A 17,109-nucleotide genomic window follows, 5' to 3' on the forward strand; every position below is an offset into this window, starting at 1 on the left:
AATTCCAATTGTAATGCGGATGAATTTGGTCGAGTGCCTGGTACTTCTTGAGATACAGTTTCCACGGTGATTTAAGCAGTTTGTATTCTCTGCTGGTCTTTTTGAATTTCTTCATGACCTGCACGCGCAGGGAGTTGAAGGAACGCGTAAGCATTTGTACCATGTGAAAGCGATCAAGCACAAGCTCAGCGTTGGGAAAGCATGCTCGTACAATGTCTTGATAGTAAAAATTCAGGTCCAGAGAAACTGTTTTGCCGCAGGCGAAAACTTTTTGCAGTAGGCTATAATTGCTTTTTTATAGCGTGTGCGGAGAATCTGCACCACCTCGTGCTTGTCGGCATCAAGACAAATAAAATGCAGGGTGCGGTCAACGCCTTTAAACTCGTCGAAGGCTAGATGCTCCGGCAAATAATCATAGCTGCTATTAAACTGATGCGAGCAAGAGCCCAGCACTCTTTGCACCGTATTGACAGAGACATTGTTTTCCCGGGCAATGCTGGTCATTGAACGGTCTTCTGTTAAGGCACTGAGAATTTTAAGCTTTGCAGGCTGGGAAATACAGCAGTATTTGCCTACCAGGTCAGATTGAGCCATTGAGCGTTTATTGCAGGTGCGACACCAGACTCTCTGCTTAAAAAGTCTAATAATGACTGGCTGACCGGCATTGGCAGCAGGATAGCGGATTTCGGTTTTCAAACGGCCATTGTGCCGCAGCTCCTGTGAGCCACAAAAGGGACAACTGGGCTGCAATAAGACAGCTTGGTAAACCTTCTGCTTATAGCCGTTAGCCAAACGGCAGAAATAATCTTCAAAAACAATGTTTTGATCTTTAATATCAAGAGCAAATTTAATATAATTATTAAAAGAGGACATAATTCAAACCTTCTATAAAATATTGGGTGAAGTTAATATTTTATTACAAGAAGCAAGAGGAAGATGTCCTCCTTTTTTATGCAATAAAAAACCTATTAACAGCTTACCACATGGATAAGTCATCAACAGGATAAATTATAGAGCCACTTAAATAATATAGTCGAGTTAATAACTCGGCTATTTTTATGCAAAAAAATCGATAGATAATGAAATGATATGAAACATAAACTGAATGTAAAACAACAAAAGTTTTGTGATGAGTTCAATTAGGAGTAGCAATGCAGCAAAAACCCGTTTCAGCTATTGGGGGAATGTTCTGTTGAAAATGAAAACCTTAAAAAACCAAAACGTTTTTCCTTAAAGCAAATTTAGTCTAAAGTAAAGGCTTAAAAAAAGTCGTAGTACACAGAATAGTATTGCAGCTTATTTTAGTAACTTAAATGAAGGGTTAAGATTCATACTTTTTTGAGCTCTAGTAAAATTGTCAATAAACTCATCAATCGCTGTGTGCTTTAAATAGTAATAGCATAATTGTTTATAACCAATATTCTCCACTTATATCACGATTGAGTTTATCAAGTATATAGACTCCAATTAAAACTCTTTTTTGATTTTCTGAACAACTTTCAAAGGACTTATCATCCCTCTAAATTACCGATGTATCAACGCCTTTTACTATGAAACTATTCTATTAGCTAAATATCTAAGATTAGCCCACTTGCACGTCTGCTTAAAAATATGAAGTCTAATATGAAGTTTTTTAGCTCATTTTGAGCTAGTTTCAGAAAACTTGAAAAAACAAAAATGCCTTTATACCAGCGTTTAAGCCATCTGATATAAAGGCAAAATCTTCTTTATCGGGAAAACAGGATTCGAACCTGCGACCTCTACGTCCCGAACGTAGCGCTCTACCAAGCTGAGCTATTTCCCGTTTATTAAAAAAACTCACCGCTTTTGGTGAGTCTTTTTTCTAGAGCGGAAGACGGGATTCGAACCCGCGACCCCCACCATGGCAAGGTGATGTTCTACCACTGAACTACTTCCGCAAGACAAATATCATTATAGCAAACCAATCTCATTTTGCAACCTTTTTTAGTAAAATAAATCCGTAAAATAAGTATTTTAACGGGAAAGCTTGCCTTTTGAGAGTTTCTAAAACATAATTGCTAGTAAAAGGTAGTATTCTGTTATACACAAATATGAAATCATATCACTGTCAGATAAAAAGGAGGGTTACAGAATTGCAAAAAGAACTGGAAAAACTTGTTAATTTAGATTCTGGTAAAATCACTTTTGATGATAGTCAAATCGACTATATGTTGCAAAATATCGGAAACCTTGACCCACATCTTCGTGATGATGTTGTTTATACGCTTTTTGCTCGTGGCTTTTTTGAAAATTCATTTACTTCAAAGCAGAAAGCAAAAATTTTTGCCAATTTTATCAATTCAAAAAATCTGTTTAAGGGCATCGATCAGCCAGAAAACGATTTAATTTTTCTCAGAACATTCAGTGCATTACTGGGTTCCCTAATTTTAGATGACGATAAAAAGCATTCAATTTTAAATGCGACCGAACGAAAAACTCTTTTTAACTGGAGTATTTCCTATTTGAAGGAAGAAAAAGATTTCCGCGGTTATGTTAAAGATAAAGGCTGGGCTCACAGCGTTGCTCATGGTAGCGACTTTTTAGGCTCTACTTTAAGTCATCCAGATTTTACAACAAATAATACTGCTGATATTTTTGCCATAATTGAAACGGTTTTTCAAAATATGCAAGGACCGTTTATTGATGATGAGGAGCAACGGTTAGCTTTTGCCTGTTTTGAAGGCGTTCATTTCGGTAAAATACCGACTGCTGAATTTAATTCGTTTATTAACTGCTATAACGAAAAAAATTATCAGCAGCTCGCAGAAAATGATCGCATCAGCTGGTATCGATTAAGTTCCTGGCTCAAATTACTTCAAAACTGGTATTTTTATTTTTCAAACCAGTCTGTTAAAGATAATCTACTTTCGAAAATAACTGCCTATAACGAAAAAATGGGTTATACATTGTAGGAAAACTAAAAAAGAATCCCTAAAGAAGGATTCTTTTTTAGTAGTGTCATTAGCTTTGCTATAGTGCTAGCAAAACGATTAATTATTATTTGCTCTTTTTCTTCAAGTCTTCCTTGACTTCCCGATCAATATCTTCAACCTTTTCAGGACGCATTGTTGGGAATAAAAGCACATCCCTGATTGCAGGTGCATCTGTCAAAAGCATTACCAATCTATCGATTCCGATGCCCAAACCACCTGTTGGCGGCATACCATATTCCATAGCACGCAGGTAATCTTCATCGATCATATCTGCTTCATCGTTTCCAGCTTCACGCTCTGCCATTTGCGCTTCAAAACGTTCGCGCTGGTCATCAGGGTCATTTAATTCAGAAAAGGCATTGCCGTATTCTTCGCCCATAATGTAAATTTCAAAACGATCGGTAAACCGAGGATCATCAGCATTTTTCTTAGCCAATGGTGAAATTTCAACTGGGTGACCGTAAACAAAAGTAGGGTCAACAATTGTTTCTTCGCAATATTTTTCAAAGAAGGCGTTAATGATATGACCCACTTTCCAGAAGCTTTCAACCTTAATATCGTGGTCTTCAGCAATTTTTGTAGCTTCTGCTACGCTCATCTTTTGCCAAAAATCAACACCAGTCTTCTCTTTAATCATATCTACCATATGAACGCGACGGAAAGACTTACCCAAATCAATGTTTGTACCCTGATAAGTAACTTTACCATCTTCTGATACAACTTTGGCAGCTGCACGAATGATTCCTTCTGCTTCATCCATAACATCATGGAAATCCCAGTAAGCACAGTAAGTCTCAAGTTCAGTAAACTCAGGGTTATGGTGTGTGTCAAGGCCTTCATTTCTAAATACACGACCAATTTCGTATACTCTTTCCATATCACCTACAATCAAACGCTTTAAAGGTAATTCCAAAGCTATTCTCATGTACAAATCAATATCTAAAGCATTATGATGAGTGATAAATGGCCGTGCTTCGGCACCACCTGGAATGTTATGCAAAACAGGAGTTTCAACTTCCAAGAAGTCCTTGCTGTTCAGATAGTCACGAATAGCTTGGATAATTTTAGTCCGATTTACAAAACGCTCGTAACTTTCACGGTTAGTAATTAAATCAAGATAACGTTGACGATATATTTGTTCAACGTCTTTTAAACCATGATATTTTTCAGGCAATGGCCGTAAAGCTTTGGATAAAAAGGTAACATGAGTTGCGCGAATCGTTAACTCACCGGTATCAGTTTTCATAACTTCACCGTCAATGCCTAAGAAATCACCAATATCGGACTTCTTAAAGATCTTATAATTGTCTTCACCGACAATGTCCTTACGAACATAAATCTGTATTTTGCCTGTCCGATCATAGAGATCCGCAAAACCAACTTTACCTTTACCCCTTTTAGCCAGCATTCTGCCAGCAATTTTGGTCTTAGGCAATTCTTTATTTAGCTCGTCTTTATCATCTTGAGAATATTTTTCATTCAAAGACCGCGCTAAGTCTTGCCGATCAAACTTTCTCATTCCAAAAGGTTCGATACCATTTTCTCTTAATTCGTCTAATTTTTGGCGTCGAACGATTAATTGGTCATTCATTTCATTTTTAGCCAATTACATTTCCTCCATTATTAATTTACTTCACTTCTGACAGCCCTTTGTTTTTGCCTTTTTTCATAATCATCAACGAAATTGTCAAGCAAATCATAAACTTCTTGTGCCGTCCAAACCTCATTTATTTTAGCACGAGTACGTGCAGAACGGGGAACTCCCTTTAAATAGTAGGCTGCTTGCTGGCGAAATTCAGGAACTGCAATCTTTTCCCCTTTTAATTCAACTAAACCTTTTAATTGGTGTTTAGCTGTAGCAACCTTTTCACGGACAGTCTGCGGTTTGAGTTTCTCACCGGTTTCTAAATAGTGCACCATATTTTTAACTATCCAAGGATTGCCCAAGGCTGCCCGACCTATCATAACTGCAGTTGATCCAATCTCATCCAAAGCTTTTTTAGCTAATTCTGGCGTCGTTATATCACCGTTAGCCACAAAAGGAATGTCAAGCATTTGAGCTACATCGTGTAACGTTTCCCAATCAGCTTCTCCCATGTACATTTGCTTACGGGTTCTGCCATGCATTGCGATCATGCTGGCACCGGCTTCCTGAGCAGCTAAAGCATTTTCTACTGCAAAAATATGCTTGCGATCCCAGCCAATGCGCATTTTGACAGAAACTGGTTTTTGCACATTTTGGACAACTTTATGTACCATTTGGTAAATTTTATTAGAATCAAGCAGCCATTTAGATCCCGCATCTGTTTTCGTTACTTTAGGAACCGGACATCCCATATTAATATCAATAATATCAGCAGCAGTATGTTGGTCAATATATTGTGCTGCTTCAAGTAAAGTATCTTCAGTACCACCAAATATTTGAATACTCATAGGATGTTCTTGCGGGTCAACCTTCATCATTGACATAGTTTTCTTATTACGATAAATAATGCCATGATCTGAAATCATTTCACAGACAACTAAACCAGCCCCAAATTCTTTACAAATCATTCTAAAGGCAGAATTTGACACTCCAGCCATTGGCGCCACCACAACACGATTGGGAATAGTTATATCACGAATTTTCCAACTGTTATCCACTAAATCACCCTTTCAAAACACCATAATATCTTAACAAAAAGGATTCTATAAGCAAAATTCATGGTACTTTTCGTAACAAAAAGTTAACCTTGATATCTATATAAATCTTTAATTACTTTTCGATAAAAAATTTTCCAGGTGCAACTCTATTATAATAACGCAAAAACGGTTTTTGGCTAGCTTCATCAACTGAAATGTTAATTACACCAGCATTTTGTATTTCACCAACCAAAGTTATTTTGGGGATGCCTAAAACATTCTGAACCAATGAACGTGAAGCTGTTCCGTGAAAGACTAATAAAACTGACTCGTCTTTGTGATTATTGATTAAGTCATGCCAGAAATCCATTAATCTATCTGCCAAATGTTGGTAAGTTTCTCCTGAACAATAATCACTATAATTTTCTTTAAAATAGCCTAATTCATCAAATACTTGCGGATATTTAGCAATTATATCATGTACATCTTGACCATCCCAGTTGCCGTAATTCATTTCAGATAATCTGTCATCAACAATAATTTCATGCTTGCCATGGTTTAAAATTTCTGCAGTTTCACGGGCTCTTTTTAAAGGGCTGCTATATACACAATCAATTTTATTAATGTCAAAACTGTCTCTTAAGTTTTCTGCCTGTTTTTTACCTTTTTCATTCAGTGGTAGATTTGTTCCTGACCCGTTAATACCAAAAGTTTTATTAGTATCTGTTTGGCCATGACGAACAATATACACATTCAGCATTTATTTTTCTCCTTTTCTTTTCATTCATCTCTTTCATTATAGCAAAATTGGTACTGACCGCATCTTTAATCTTAAAAACTATAATACTATTTTTAGTATTTCCAAATCATTTTTCAACCCAATATTTAATTTAAAATCAATAAAACTGCATTCTAGTGGCAAAATGAACAATATTAATCAGCCTTTTTAGACAAAATAGTTTTTAATTCATCTTCTGTGTAGTGGTATTTATTGCCACAAAAACTACAAGTCAGCTCTGCTCCGTGATCTTCTTTTATCATGGCTTCGATTTGACTTTTCTTCATTGTTGCTAAAATCTTACCATATTTTTCCTTAGAACAATCACACTTGAAGGCAACTTCATCTTTTTCTAAAATCTTACAGTCATCGCCTAGAATCATAGCTGCCAATTTTTCAGGAGTCAAACCATCTAAAAATGCCGTAGAAAGCGCAGGTAAATTGTTGATGCGATCAATAGTTTTCGTAATTAAGCTATCTGTTGCACCAGGCAATGCTTGTAGCATGAATCCACTTGCTTCACCGATAGTATTATTAAGGTTAACAAATACAGATAAACCAACAGCTGAAGGTATTTGTTCTGATTTTGTTAAATAATAGGCAATATCTTCAGCAATTTCACCAGAAACAATAGGTACTTGACCCGTATAGGGCTCTTTTAAGCCCAAGTCTTTAGTTACTTCAAGCCACCCTTCGCCAACTGCTTTTTTAACATCAATATGACCATTCTTTTTTGGTGGTAATGCAATGTGAGGATTTTTAACATAACCCTTAACAGTTAAATCTGATTTGGCTGTCACAATCGTGGGGCCCACAGGTCCATTGCCTAATAGTCTGATAGTCAGTTCTTCCTTATCGGTTAGTTCTGCTCCTGCTAGTAAAACCCCTGCTATTAAACTACGTCCAAGAACAGCAGAAGAAGCTGACCAAGTGTCATGGCGAGTTTGTGCCTCTTGAACCAAACCTTTGGCAGTTATTGTTAACAGACGCAAGTTTTTTGATTTATCAATTGCTTTAACTAAATAATCATTCATTTTATTCTCCTAAAAAAATAGAGCCTAATTGTAGGCTCTATTAAATATTACTCTTGAGGATGATCATTTTCACTAGGTGACTGATCGGTATCATTAGAATTTTGCTTTCCTGTAGAATCTTCATTTTTAGATTCTGAAGAATTTAACTCATGCTCTTTTTCTTCTTTATCTAGCTCTGATTCTTTTGGAAATTCATTCTTTTCTGGATTCTCAGGATTACTTTCTTCTGCTTCCTCATTCTTTTGGGCAGGTGATTCCAAAGAGCTATCTCTTTCTTCCTGTGCCTTTTCAGAATTTACAGTGTTCTTTTTCTGAGATTGATTTTCTTTCTTTTCAGCAGCTGCTTTAGCTTCTTCATAAGTTGAAGCCTTTGATTCACTAGGATATTCCTGTTCGGTCTTTTCAGGCATCTTGCCTGTTGTGTACAAAGACATAATCTGCTTTTCATCTAAAGTTTCATACTTAAGCAGAGCTTCAGCAATAATGCGATGTTTTTCGCGATTATTTTTCACAATCTCAACTGCTTTAGCGTGAGCTTCGTCAAGTAGCTTCTTAACTGCTTCATCAATTTTGGCAGAAGTTGCTTCACTATATGGTTTAAAGCCATACGGATTGGTTTCGCCTTCTTTTTCCAGTTCTACCATTCCTAATGAGTCTGTCATTCCGTAATTAACTACCATACTGTGGGCAATTTGTGTTGCTTGCTCGAAGTCGTTAGAAGCACCTGTTGATTGATCACCAACTACCACTTCTTCACCGGCACGGCCACCCATTAAACCAACGATTTGTTCCATTAACTGTTTCTTGGTTAACAGGAACTGGTCATCTTTAGGCAACATCAAGTTATAACCACCTGTCCTGCCATGGGGAACAATAGTTACTTTACGTACCGTTCTTGAATCACTTAAAACTAACCCGCAAATAGAGTGACCGGCTTCATGGAAGGCAACTCGACGCCTTTCTTTTTGAGAAATCAAGCTATTTCTCTTGGCAGGACCAGCAATAACGCGATCTTCTGCTTCATCCAAATCAGCAGCAGTAATATTTGTGCCATTACGTCTTGCCGCAAGTAGAGCGGCTTCGTTAAGTAGGTTGGCCAAGTCGGCACCGACAAAGCCTGGCGTCTGGCGAGCAATTTCCTTTAAGTCAACATCATCAGCCAGAGGCATGTTTTTGGCATGAACACGTAAAATAGCTTCACGACCACGAACATCAGGAGTTCCAACCAAGATTTTTCTGTCAAATCTACCCGGCCTTAGTAAAGCCGGATCTAAGACGTCGGAACGGTTAGTAGCTGCAATAACGATTACGCCTTCGTTACCTTCAAAACCATCCATCTCAACTAACAACTGGTTTAAAGTTTGTTCACGTTCATCATTGCCACCGCCACTGGCATTGCCGCCACGTCTACGCCCAATGGCATCAATTTCGTCAATAAATATAATACTTGGAGCATTTTTCTTAGCATTGGTAAACAGATCACGTACACGACTGGCACCAACACCGACAAACATTTCAACAAAGTCAGAACCTGAGATTGAGAAGAATGGTACATTCGCTTCGCCCGCTACGGCACGAGCAAGCAACGTTTTACCAGTACCCGGAGGGCCCTCAAGTAAAACACCCGAAGGAATTTTAGCACCAAGCTTAGTAAATTTAGCTGGGTTCTTTAAAAATTCAACTACTTCTACTAATTCCTGTTTCTCTTCTTCTTCACCAGCAACATCAGAAAAACGAACTTTATTTTTCTTGGGATCCTCAGGTTTTACATGAGAGCGCCCAAAGTTCATAATGCCGCCATTGCCGCCTCGGCCACCGCCGCTTTGACTGACCATCATCCAAAGCATCACAATGAAGAGAATAGTTGGCACCAGCATCACAATTGTGGAAATCCAGTTACCAGACTGTGACTCCCCTTGAGTCGTCATCTTAGTGCTGCTCTTTTGAGCTAAATCTTGAACTTTAGACACGCTTGAATCGTTTTGCAACATTGTAGTTGAAAAACGTGATACTTTTGAGCCTGAATTGCCATTAAAAAAGTCAAAACTGTTTTTTGACTGGCTTTTACTTTCCTGTGTTTCCTTATAACTACCTGAAACAGTATAAACACCATTTGCAGGTTGAATGTTAAAATCCTTAACTTTTCCCTTGCGCAAATCACTGACAAATTCAGAGTAGCTGATATTTTCACTGCTGCCAGAATTATCTGATCCACCAAGTGCCCAGTTGATTCCTCCTAATAACAAGAGAAAAACAACTATATAGAAAAGACCATTTGAAAACAGCCGATTCCGGTTATTTTTCATAAAAAACCTCCACAAAGTTTCTAGAGATATACGAATAAAAGTTTATCACAAATTTAGGTTGTGCTCTAATAATTTAAAATTTCTTATTAAATGTCTTCATACAAAAAGTAATTTGTCTCATTAGAACTGACCATTTGATTAGAGTATGTTCTTTCAATAAAAACGACTTTATCACCAGCATAAATAGTTAAGCAATAGGGGCGCAATATATTTGGAATACTACTTTGAGCAAATTTTTTCTTACTCCTTGCATGATTGCCATTTTGTAATAACAATTTTGTTCCGGGTCTGATTGAACCTACATTAATTTGTTTTTTATTTTCTGCAAAAAATTGACCAATTAATTTTAGGGACTCTTCTGATTTAAGTGAAAGCAAAAATTTACGATTATTAAAAGAAAACTTTTGACCCACATTGACTTTTTGGGTTATCGGCAAAACAGGTAATTTATTAAAAAGATAAAAAAAGCCTTGGTAAGCAATTAAAGTGAAATTGGCTAAATTCTTATTAACGCGTTCATGCCACTTATGCCAAATAAAGTTTTGCCAAAATGCAGTTTTTTCTTCATTGCTCAAATCTTCTAAAGCACTTATTTCCAAACGGTAGGCTATACCTAAAAAAGGTTCCGGTTGCTTTAACTGAGCAAAACTGTTATTTGCTATTGCAGTTAATAAACTAACTTGTTGGCTAAATCTGAGAGCATTACGACCAACTTGCTTGTTTTCCTTTTTGAGCAATGGAATCACATGATGACGCAGCTTGTTACGCAAGGTATCATCTTCATTGTTGGTCTTGTCAATCACATAAGATATTTGCCGCTTATGATCGTATAACAATAAGTCTTCTTTTTTCTTACTTAAAAGTGGTCTTAATAAAGTCATACCTTGAATTTTGCTAATTGGCTTTAAACTGTTCATTTCACTAGGATAACCAGAGCGTATAAACTTAAGCAAAATATTCTCAAGCAAATCATCCATATGATGTGCTGTTAATAAGTAATCGCCCTGATGTTGCTGCATCACTTTTACCAAAAAATTATAGCGGTACTTTCTGGCAGCAGCTTCTATCCCAGTAGCAGGATGTAAATTTTGAGGCCAAATTCCGTTAACTGACTGAATGCCTTTATTCACGCAGTACGCAGAGATCACTTTTTCCTCTTCCAAAGAATCAGGTCTGAGCTGGTGGTCTAAATGGGCTGATATCAACTTAAAATGATATCGTTTCTTTATTTGATAAAGCAGATCAAGCAGGGCTAAAGAATCTGGTCCTCCACTAACTGCAACAACAAGGGTTTTACCGGTTAATGGCAAATGATTTTCTTTAAAAAAGTTATCAATTTGCATAACTAATCAAATCTTTTTCTAATTTTTTGATTTCTTTTTTAGCATCAGATACTGTTGTAGACAATACTCTGGTAAAATCAGCTTTTTTAGTGTCTGAAAAAGAATTAGTATGATCAATTAAATCGGGATCATTAACTCTCATTTTAGAGAGTCCAATTTTACCTTTATAGTTATGAATAATTACTAGTCGTATCTGCTCACCAACATGATAATTGCTTTTTTCACGTAACCAATTATTGCCAAAATCACTATGATGAACTAATCCCGTCTTATGATGAGAAAGCGTAACAAAAATGCCTAAGTCACTAATGTTATTAATAGTTCCTGTCACTCTCTGTCCAACTTGGTATTTCATTAATTATTATTTTTTCCTTCAGGTAAATTGTAAATTGTTTCGTTTGGTTTAGAATACAAAAATTTGAACCGCACTAGTTTAGCCACGTAATCAGGATCTTTCAAATCGTTTCTTTTTGTTATTAAAACCTGCTTTTGATTGTTTATTTTTTTAAGAGCCTTTTTAGAAGTTTGTACTTGACTATTAATATGCTCAGTTTGAGCATGAGTAACTCCAATTTGTACTCCTAAAAATGCGAAAATAGCCACAAAAACTGCGATAATACGATTGCGCCTAACACGATGTACTTCTTTTGCTCTTTTTTCCTGTTTACGTTTCAGACGAGCAACCTGCTCTTCCGGACTAAGTGAATTATATATACGTGGACCGTTCATAATTTTGACCTCTATTACCAAAACAAATACTATTTTAATTATAACAAGACCACTTATAAATGTCATTAAAGATAAAAACTAATTTATCAATTCGTATAATTCACTTGCTTCAGCTTTTTTCGTAGTTTCTTTAATAGCACAGACTTTTGCTTTGACTTCTTTTGAGCCATATCCAACTTCAATAATATCTCCAATTTTGACATCATAGCTGGACTTAACCACATGATCATTTACCTTGATTCGACCTTGGTCAGCCATTTCTTTAGCTATTGGACGCCTTTTAACTAATCTTGAAACTTTTAAAAATTTATCAATTCTCATTTCTTTCTCCTTATTTTTGTATGATATCACTGACTGCCGACATAAATGTTACTAAATTAGCAAATAATTGCCGGTGATGGCTATTTTCAGGCAATTCCAACAATACAACTAGTCTTTTTGTTGGAGAGAGACTGATTTTAACCTTATATGATACATGTTCTAGAGCTTTGAAAATATTTGGACCCTGCAATTCACTAGATGCTTCTTTAGCAAACTCAACTTTTACTTCATGATCATTAACTTTAGTTATGTTACGTACTTGAGCCAAATCTGCTTCAGCTTTTAGTTGTGAAACAGCTAGCAGATTTTCTACCGGCTCAGGATAATTGCCAAAACGATCAATTAATTCGTCTTGAATTTGTTCAATATCAGCAGTACCAGCCGTTTTGATCTTTTTATAAAACTCAATTTTTTCCTCCTGATCGCTAATATATTGATCAGGAATATATGCTTCAAGCCCTAAATTGATTTCAGCATTGCTTTTTTTGACTTTCTTTTTACTTTTACGGTTTTTAATTGCATCTGACAGCATTTGAGAATATAAATCATATCCAACACTATCAATAAAGCCATGCTGCTGTGCTCCTAACATATTGCCAGCTCCACGGATTGCTAAATCTCGCATGGCAATTTTAAAACCAGAACCCAGTTCAGTAAAATCGCGAATCGCATCCAACCTTTTTTCACCGACTTCAGTTAAAACTTTATTAGGCTGGTATAAAAAATAAGCATATGCTAAACGAGCACTGCGTCCGATTCTGCCACGCAATTGATATAGCTGACTTAAACCATAGTGATCTGCATTTTCAATCAACATAGTATTGACATTAGGCATATCAATACCAGTTTCGATGATTGTTGTGGTAACTAAAATATCAAATTCTCTGTTTAAAAACCGATACAGAATATCTTCCATTTGATTTTTGCTCATACGGCCGTGTACACTAACAATTCTAACACTCGGCATTAGGTTCTCTAATTCTGTTACCACATCATCGATGTCACCAATATGATTATGCAAGTAGAAGACTTGGCCACCGCGCGCAATTTCCCTCATACAAGCCTCCTTAACCACGCTTGGTATTTGCTCCATCACGTAAGTTTGAATAGGATAACGATTAGATGGTGGGGTTTCCATGACTGACAAGTCTCTCACGCCAATCATTGACATGTGCAAAGTCCGTGGAATTGGCGTTGCAGTTAAAGTTAAAACATCAATATTGGCTTTCAGTTCTTTTAGCCTTTCTTTATGCTTAACGCCAAATCTTTGTTCTTCATCAACAATGAGCAAGCCTAAGTCTTTGAACTTTACATCTTTTGAAAGCAAACGGTGCGTTCCCACTACTAAGTCAATTTTGCCTTCTTTTAGTCCTTCTGTTATCTTTTTAGCTTCAGCGGGTGTTTGAAAACGGGAAAGGACAGCATAATTAACGGGAAAATTTTTAAACCTGTCCTGAATCGTTTCATAATGCTGTTGCGCCAAGATTGTTGTAGGTACTAAAAAAGCCACTTGCTTGTTATCTTCTATTGCCTTAAACGCTGCTCTTAAAGCAACTTCTGTTTTTCCAAAGCCTACATCCCCCACAAGCAAACGATCCATCGGTTTTTCCTGCTCCATGTCGTGCTTAATTTCTTTAATTGAGCGCAGCTGATCAGGCGTTTCAACATAAGGAAAAGCATCTTCAAATTGTCGCTGCAGGTCATCGTCCTTTGAAAAAGCAAACCCCTTTTCTGATTCTCTTTTTGCATACAAATCAATTAGTTCATCGGCTATATCTTCAACTTTAGATTGTACTCTACTCTTGGTCTTGGCCCACTCACTACCACCAAGTTTATTGACGTGTGGCCTCTTGCCCTCTGAAGAAACATACTTTTGCACCAGTTTTAGCTGATCTGCTGGAACAAATAACTGATCACCATGCTGGTAAGTAATGGTAATATAATCTCTTTTTACACCATTGTTTTCTAACGTTTTTATTCCTTCAAAGCGTCCAATTCCGTGATTAACATGAACAACATAATCTCCTGGCTTTAGTTCAGTGTAACTCCGCAATCTTTGAGCATTCTCCATAGTTTTAATTCGTCGACTATGGTGAGATACCTTATTAAAAAGTTCTCGCTCAGTTAAATAAACTAGATTATTATTAGGCAAACTAAAGCCACTGGCAAAACCGCCAACACAAATTTGAGTTTGATTTTCCATTAAGTCGTTTGACTGTACAACAGGGACATCCATGCCGAACTCAGCCATTGTTTGACTAATTTGTTTGGCCCTTTTGTTGTTATCGGCTTGTAAAATAACTGTCTGACTTTTTTTCTGATATGACTCTATTTCAGACTTGATCAAAGGCATTTGGCTGAAAAATTGCTGAGGCTCTCTAGTCTGCCAATCAAATAACTGTCCTAGTTTTATACGGCCGATACTGCGCTGAAATAATGAAAAATAAATATGATTATGTTGGTCTTGTGACCAATTTTTATGAAAGTCACTGCGCAATTCCTGTCCCGGGATCATTGCTCCAGTTTTTAATTCATCATCAATAAAACCGGCGTTTTGTTCATCTACAGACTTAACAGCCTGCTCAATTAAAGGCCAGTCATCCAGCATCACTATGCCTGAATCTGACAAATAATCTAATAAATTCTTAGGTTCAGCTATTAAAAAATCAGTCAAAAAAGCATAATTTTGTGGTAAAGAACCATTCTCCAATTCATCTAGGGATTCTGCAAAATGATTATTAACATCTTTTTCAGGTGCAGGAGAATCTGCTATAGCCTTTTTTATCTCTTGTGCTGCTTGTTTGAAATTATTAGCAGAAAAGACCCGATCTTGGGCAGCAGTTACAACAATTTCGTCAATTTGTTTTTGACTGCGTTGACTGGCTAAATCAAATTCCTTAATGGTATCAATTTCGTCACCAAAAAATTCAATTCTAACTGGATTTTCTCTATCAAGAGGATACACATCCAAAATATCTCCCCGTAACGCAAACTCCCCTGGCTTAGCTACTAAATTTTCTCGCTGAAATCCTACCTGCACAAGCCAGTTAGTCAGTTCTGATAGGTCATATTCATTCTCTGGCGCAAATTGACGTCTTGCTGCCCCATATTTTACCGGAGCAGACAACTTATATTGCAGTCCCTGCGGGGTAGCAACAACAATACCCGCTTTTCGACTCAATAAAAAATTAAGTGCCTGAATGCGACTGCTTAATTCATCAGGTGAAGTAACAGCAGTTTGAGTTGCAATTGAAGCGTCTACTGGAAAAATTTGCACACTATCTTCCGGCATAATAGCATTTAATTCACTGTAAATTTTTTGTGCTTTATTTTCGTTTTCCTCCAGCAAAATTAACGGCTCATTTAGAGTCTTTACTATTTGACATAAGAGCAAGTCAAAAGCACCGGCATTTGCTCCGGTGATTAAAGAATTTTTTACTTTGCTAACATTGGCAATAAAATTTATCAGATCATGATCTTTTTCGATAATATTTGTTAAACGCATTTTTAATTATATTTGTTCATTAAATACTGTGAGTTTTTTCCAGCAATAAAGTCAGTTATGACTTCACTAGCCGTTGTAAAAGCTTCATCCATCAACGTTTTTTGTTCAGTATTAAATTGTGATAAAACCCATGAAACGACGCTGGCTTCTGTAACATTATTTGGATGTCTAATACCAATTTTCAGCCTGTTAAAGTCGTTAGTGCCCAGATCACGTATAATACTTTTAATACCATTATGACCTCCAGATTTGCCATTTGCACGGATGCGGATTTTCCCTAAAGGCATGTCCATATCATCATGAATAATCAAAATATCCTGTGGATCTACTTTAAAAAAGCGGGCAAATTGCGCAACAGATCTTCCTGAATCATTCATAAAAGTTTGTGGTTCCAGCAAGATAACATCAGCGCCAGCGATCTTTTGCTTCGTATACTTTCCTTCGAACTTTTCTCTTTCAAGGCTTAAGTTATTTTCTTGTAAATAATGGTCTAAGGCCATAAAGCCAGTATTATGTTTTGTTCCGTCATATTTTTTGCCTGGATTGCCCAGACCTGCTATAATTTTCATCAAATTTCCCCTTATTTTTTATCGTAATAATGATAGCACAATCAGCTGCTTTAATTTTTTCAAAGACTATTACACTTTGATTTCATTAGCTAATTTAGCTTTTTAAATTGTACTGCAAGTGCTAAAATCATTTTGAATAGTTATTTTCCTTTCATATTTATTTAATCCTTGATTTGTTTATGATATAATTGTTGGGATTATTTTTACAACGGAGGCAGTTTCATGCTTATCAAATCTTTAGTTATTAAAAAAGATTACTTAACAACAGTTAACGAACACGCTACGCTTGAAGAAGCATTAAAAATTTTGGAAGATTCGGGGTTTAGGTGTGTACCGATTTTAGATGATACCGGCACTATTTTCCGCGGTAATATTTATAAAATGCACATTTACCGGCATAAATCTCAGGGTAAGGACATGAGCCTGCCAGTTACATATTTATTAAAAAATGCTACTAAAACCATCAAGGTTAATTCACCATTTTTTAAAGTTTTCTTCACAATTAAAGACTTACCTTATATTTCAGTCCTAGATGAAGACAATAAATTTTATGGTATTTTAACCCACTCAAGACTGCTTGACATGTTATCAGATGCTTGGAATGTAAAGACAGGATCATATGTACTTACAGTGTTAACTGATAATTCTCGTGGTAATTTGGCTAAAATGACCAAAATTATCAGTAAATTTTGTGCAATAGCAGGTGTGATGAGTCTTGATGCATCCACAGCTGGTGAAACAAACAATGCTGTGAGACGTATCTTGTTTACATTACCAGCAGGACTTACTGAAGATACCTTAAAAGAGATTGTTAGACGACTTGAACGTAAAAGTTATGTTGTTGCTGAAATTGAGGATCTTCAAGCTGGAATGACACTGATGAGTGATGAAAATCCTGGTGTTTATATCAATCAAGAAAATAACAATTAAATGTCATCATTATAAAGT

Annotated in this window: 13 protein-coding genes, 2 tRNA genes and 1 pseudogene; 2 read left to right on the forward strand and 14 right to left on the reverse strand. The window is 36.4% G+C overall.

Annotated features, from left to right (window positions below; genetic code table 11):
* From JF75_RS07365 to JF75_RS07375, 3 genes and pseudogenes are all read right to left on the reverse strand, one after another.
* A pseudogene (locus tag JF75_RS07365) lies at positions 1–873 on the reverse strand (ISL3 family transposase); the annotation flags it as partial.
* An 857-nt stretch (positions 874–1,730) separates the two neighbouring features.
* A tRNA-Pro gene (locus tag JF75_RS07370) sits at positions 1,731–1,804 on the reverse strand.
* A gap of 43 nt (positions 1,805–1,847) precedes the next feature.
* Positions 1,848–1,919: transfer RNA gene (locus JF75_RS07375), tRNA-Gly, on the reverse strand.
* 195 nt (positions 1,920–2,114) lie between these two features.
* Between JF75_RS07375 and JF75_RS07380 the strand changes: the two genes are divergently transcribed.
* Positions 2,115–2,933 carry a DUF2785 domain-containing protein gene (locus JF75_RS07380; protein ID WP_046332466.1) on the forward strand — a complete coding sequence of 273 codons (819 nt, stop codon included), beginning with the start codon at positions 2,115–2,117 and terminating at the stop codon, positions 2,931–2,933.
* Between the two features lie 85 nt (positions 2,934–3,018).
* Here JF75_RS07380 and lysS read toward each other — a convergent pair whose 3' ends face one another.
* From lysS to pth, 11 genes are all read right to left on the reverse strand, one after another.
* Entirely contained in the window at positions 3,019–4,560 is a 1,542-nt protein-coding gene (lysS, locus tag JF75_RS07385) for a lysine--tRNA ligase (protein WP_046332467.1), read from the reverse strand.
* Between the two features lie 17 nt (positions 4,561–4,577).
* On the reverse strand, positions 4,578–5,597 hold the full coding sequence (gene dusB / locus JF75_RS07390) for a tRNA dihydrouridine synthase DusB (RefSeq protein ID WP_046332468.1): 1,020 nt from the start codon (positions 5,595–5,597) through the stop codon (positions 4,578–4,580).
* Between the two features lie 112 nt (positions 5,598–5,709).
* Positions 5,710–6,336, reverse strand: coding sequence for a histidine phosphatase family protein (locus JF75_RS07395; RefSeq protein WP_052726889.1), 627 nt, complete (start codon positions 6,334–6,336; stop codon positions 5,710–5,712).
* Between the two features lie 173 nt (positions 6,337–6,509).
* Positions 6,510–7,388, reverse strand: a complete 879-nt coding sequence (hslO, locus tag JF75_RS07400; RefSeq protein WP_046332469.1) for an Hsp33 family molecular chaperone HslO — start codon at positions 7,386–7,388, stop codon at positions 6,510–6,512.
* Between the two features lie 47 nt (positions 7,389–7,435).
* Positions 7,436–9,694, reverse strand: coding sequence for an ATP-dependent zinc metalloprotease FtsH (ftsH, locus tag JF75_RS07405; protein WP_084605754.1), 2,259 nt, complete (start codon positions 9,692–9,694; stop codon positions 7,436–7,438).
* An 86-nt stretch (positions 9,695–9,780) separates the two neighbouring features.
* On the reverse strand, positions 9,781–11,037 hold the full coding sequence (gene tilS / locus JF75_RS07410; protein ID WP_046332470.1) for a tRNA lysidine(34) synthetase TilS: 1,257 nt from the start codon (positions 11,035–11,037) through the stop codon (positions 9,781–9,783).
* The gene (locus JF75_RS07415) at positions 11,027–11,392 is read right to left on the reverse strand and encodes a S1 RNA-binding domain-containing protein (protein ID WP_046332471.1); all 366 of its coding nucleotides are present in this window, start codon (positions 11,390–11,392) and stop codon (positions 11,027–11,029) included. The genes tilS and JF75_RS07415 overlap by 11 nt, the downstream gene beginning before the upstream one ends.
* A complete protein-coding gene (locus JF75_RS07420) occupies positions 11,392–11,769 on the reverse strand; it encodes an FtsB family cell division protein (RefSeq protein ID WP_046332974.1) in 378 nt (125 codons plus the stop codon). The genes JF75_RS07415 and JF75_RS07420 overlap by 1 nt, the downstream gene beginning before the upstream one ends.
* 75 nt (positions 11,770–11,844) lie before the next feature.
* Positions 11,845–12,087 carry an RNA-binding S4 domain-containing protein gene (locus JF75_RS07425; RefSeq protein ID WP_034981430.1) on the reverse strand — a complete coding sequence of 81 codons (243 nt, stop codon included), beginning with the start codon at positions 12,085–12,087 and terminating at the stop codon, positions 11,845–11,847.
* A 10-nt stretch (positions 12,088–12,097) separates the two neighbouring features.
* Complete coding sequence (gene mfd / locus JF75_RS07430) at positions 12,098–15,592, reverse strand: transcription-repair coupling factor (protein ID WP_046332472.1); 3,495 nt, start codon at positions 15,590–15,592, stop codon at positions 12,098–12,100.
* Between the two features lie 2 nt (positions 15,593–15,594).
* Entirely contained in the window at positions 15,595–16,161 is a 567-nt protein-coding gene (gene pth, locus JF75_RS07435) for an aminoacyl-tRNA hydrolase (protein ID WP_046332473.1), read from the reverse strand.
* 222 nt (positions 16,162–16,383) lie between these two features.
* Here pth and cbpA point away from each other — a divergent pair, with 222 nt between their 5' ends.
* Positions 16,384–17,091 carry a cyclic di-AMP binding protein CbpA gene (gene cbpA, locus JF75_RS07440; RefSeq protein WP_046332474.1) on the forward strand — a complete coding sequence of 236 codons (708 nt, stop codon included), beginning with the start codon at positions 16,384–16,386 and terminating at the stop codon, positions 17,089–17,091.
* Positions 17,092–17,109 lie beyond the last annotated feature (18 nt).

Origin of the sequence: Lactobacillus kimbladii (assembly GCF_000970755.1) — a bacterium.
In the GTDB taxonomy this organism is placed as follows: domain Bacteria; phylum Bacillota; class Bacilli; order Lactobacillales; family Lactobacillaceae; genus Lactobacillus; species Lactobacillus kimbladii.

What these genes read in the sequence shown, in the direction of transcription:
- mfd (WP_046332472.1), bottom strand. Translation starts at nt 15,592, where the DNA reads ATGCGTTTAACAAATATTATCGAAAAAGATCATGATCTGATAAATTTT.
- cbpA (WP_046332474.1), top strand. Translation starts at nt 16,384, where the DNA reads ATGCTTATCAAATCTTTAGTTATTAAAAAAGATTACTTAACAACAGTT.
- hslO (WP_046332469.1), bottom strand. Translation starts at nt 7,388, where the DNA reads ATGAATGATTATTTAGTTAAAGCAATTGATAAATCAAAAAACTTGCGT.
- JF75_RS07425 (WP_034981430.1), bottom strand. Translation starts at nt 12,087, where the DNA reads ATGAGAATTGATAAATTTTTAAAAGTTTCAAGATTAGTTAAAAGGCGT.
- ftsH (WP_084605754.1), bottom strand. Translation starts at nt 9,694, where the DNA reads ATGAAAAATAACCGGAATCGGCTGTTTTCAAATGGTCTTTTCTATATA.
- tilS (WP_046332470.1), bottom strand. Translation starts at nt 11,037, where the DNA reads ATGCAAATTGATAACTTTTTTAAAGAAAATCATTTGCCATTAACCGGT.
- pth (WP_046332473.1), bottom strand. Translation starts at nt 16,161, where the DNA reads ATGAAAATTATAGCAGGTCTGGGCAATCCAGGCAAAAAATATGACGGA.
- JF75_RS07415 (WP_046332471.1), bottom strand. Translation starts at nt 11,392, where the DNA reads ATGAAATACCAAGTTGGACAGAGAGTGACAGGAACTATTAATAACATT.
- JF75_RS07395 (WP_052726889.1), bottom strand. Translation starts at nt 6,336, where the DNA reads ATGCTGAATGTGTATATTGTTCGTCATGGCCAAACAGATACTAATAAA.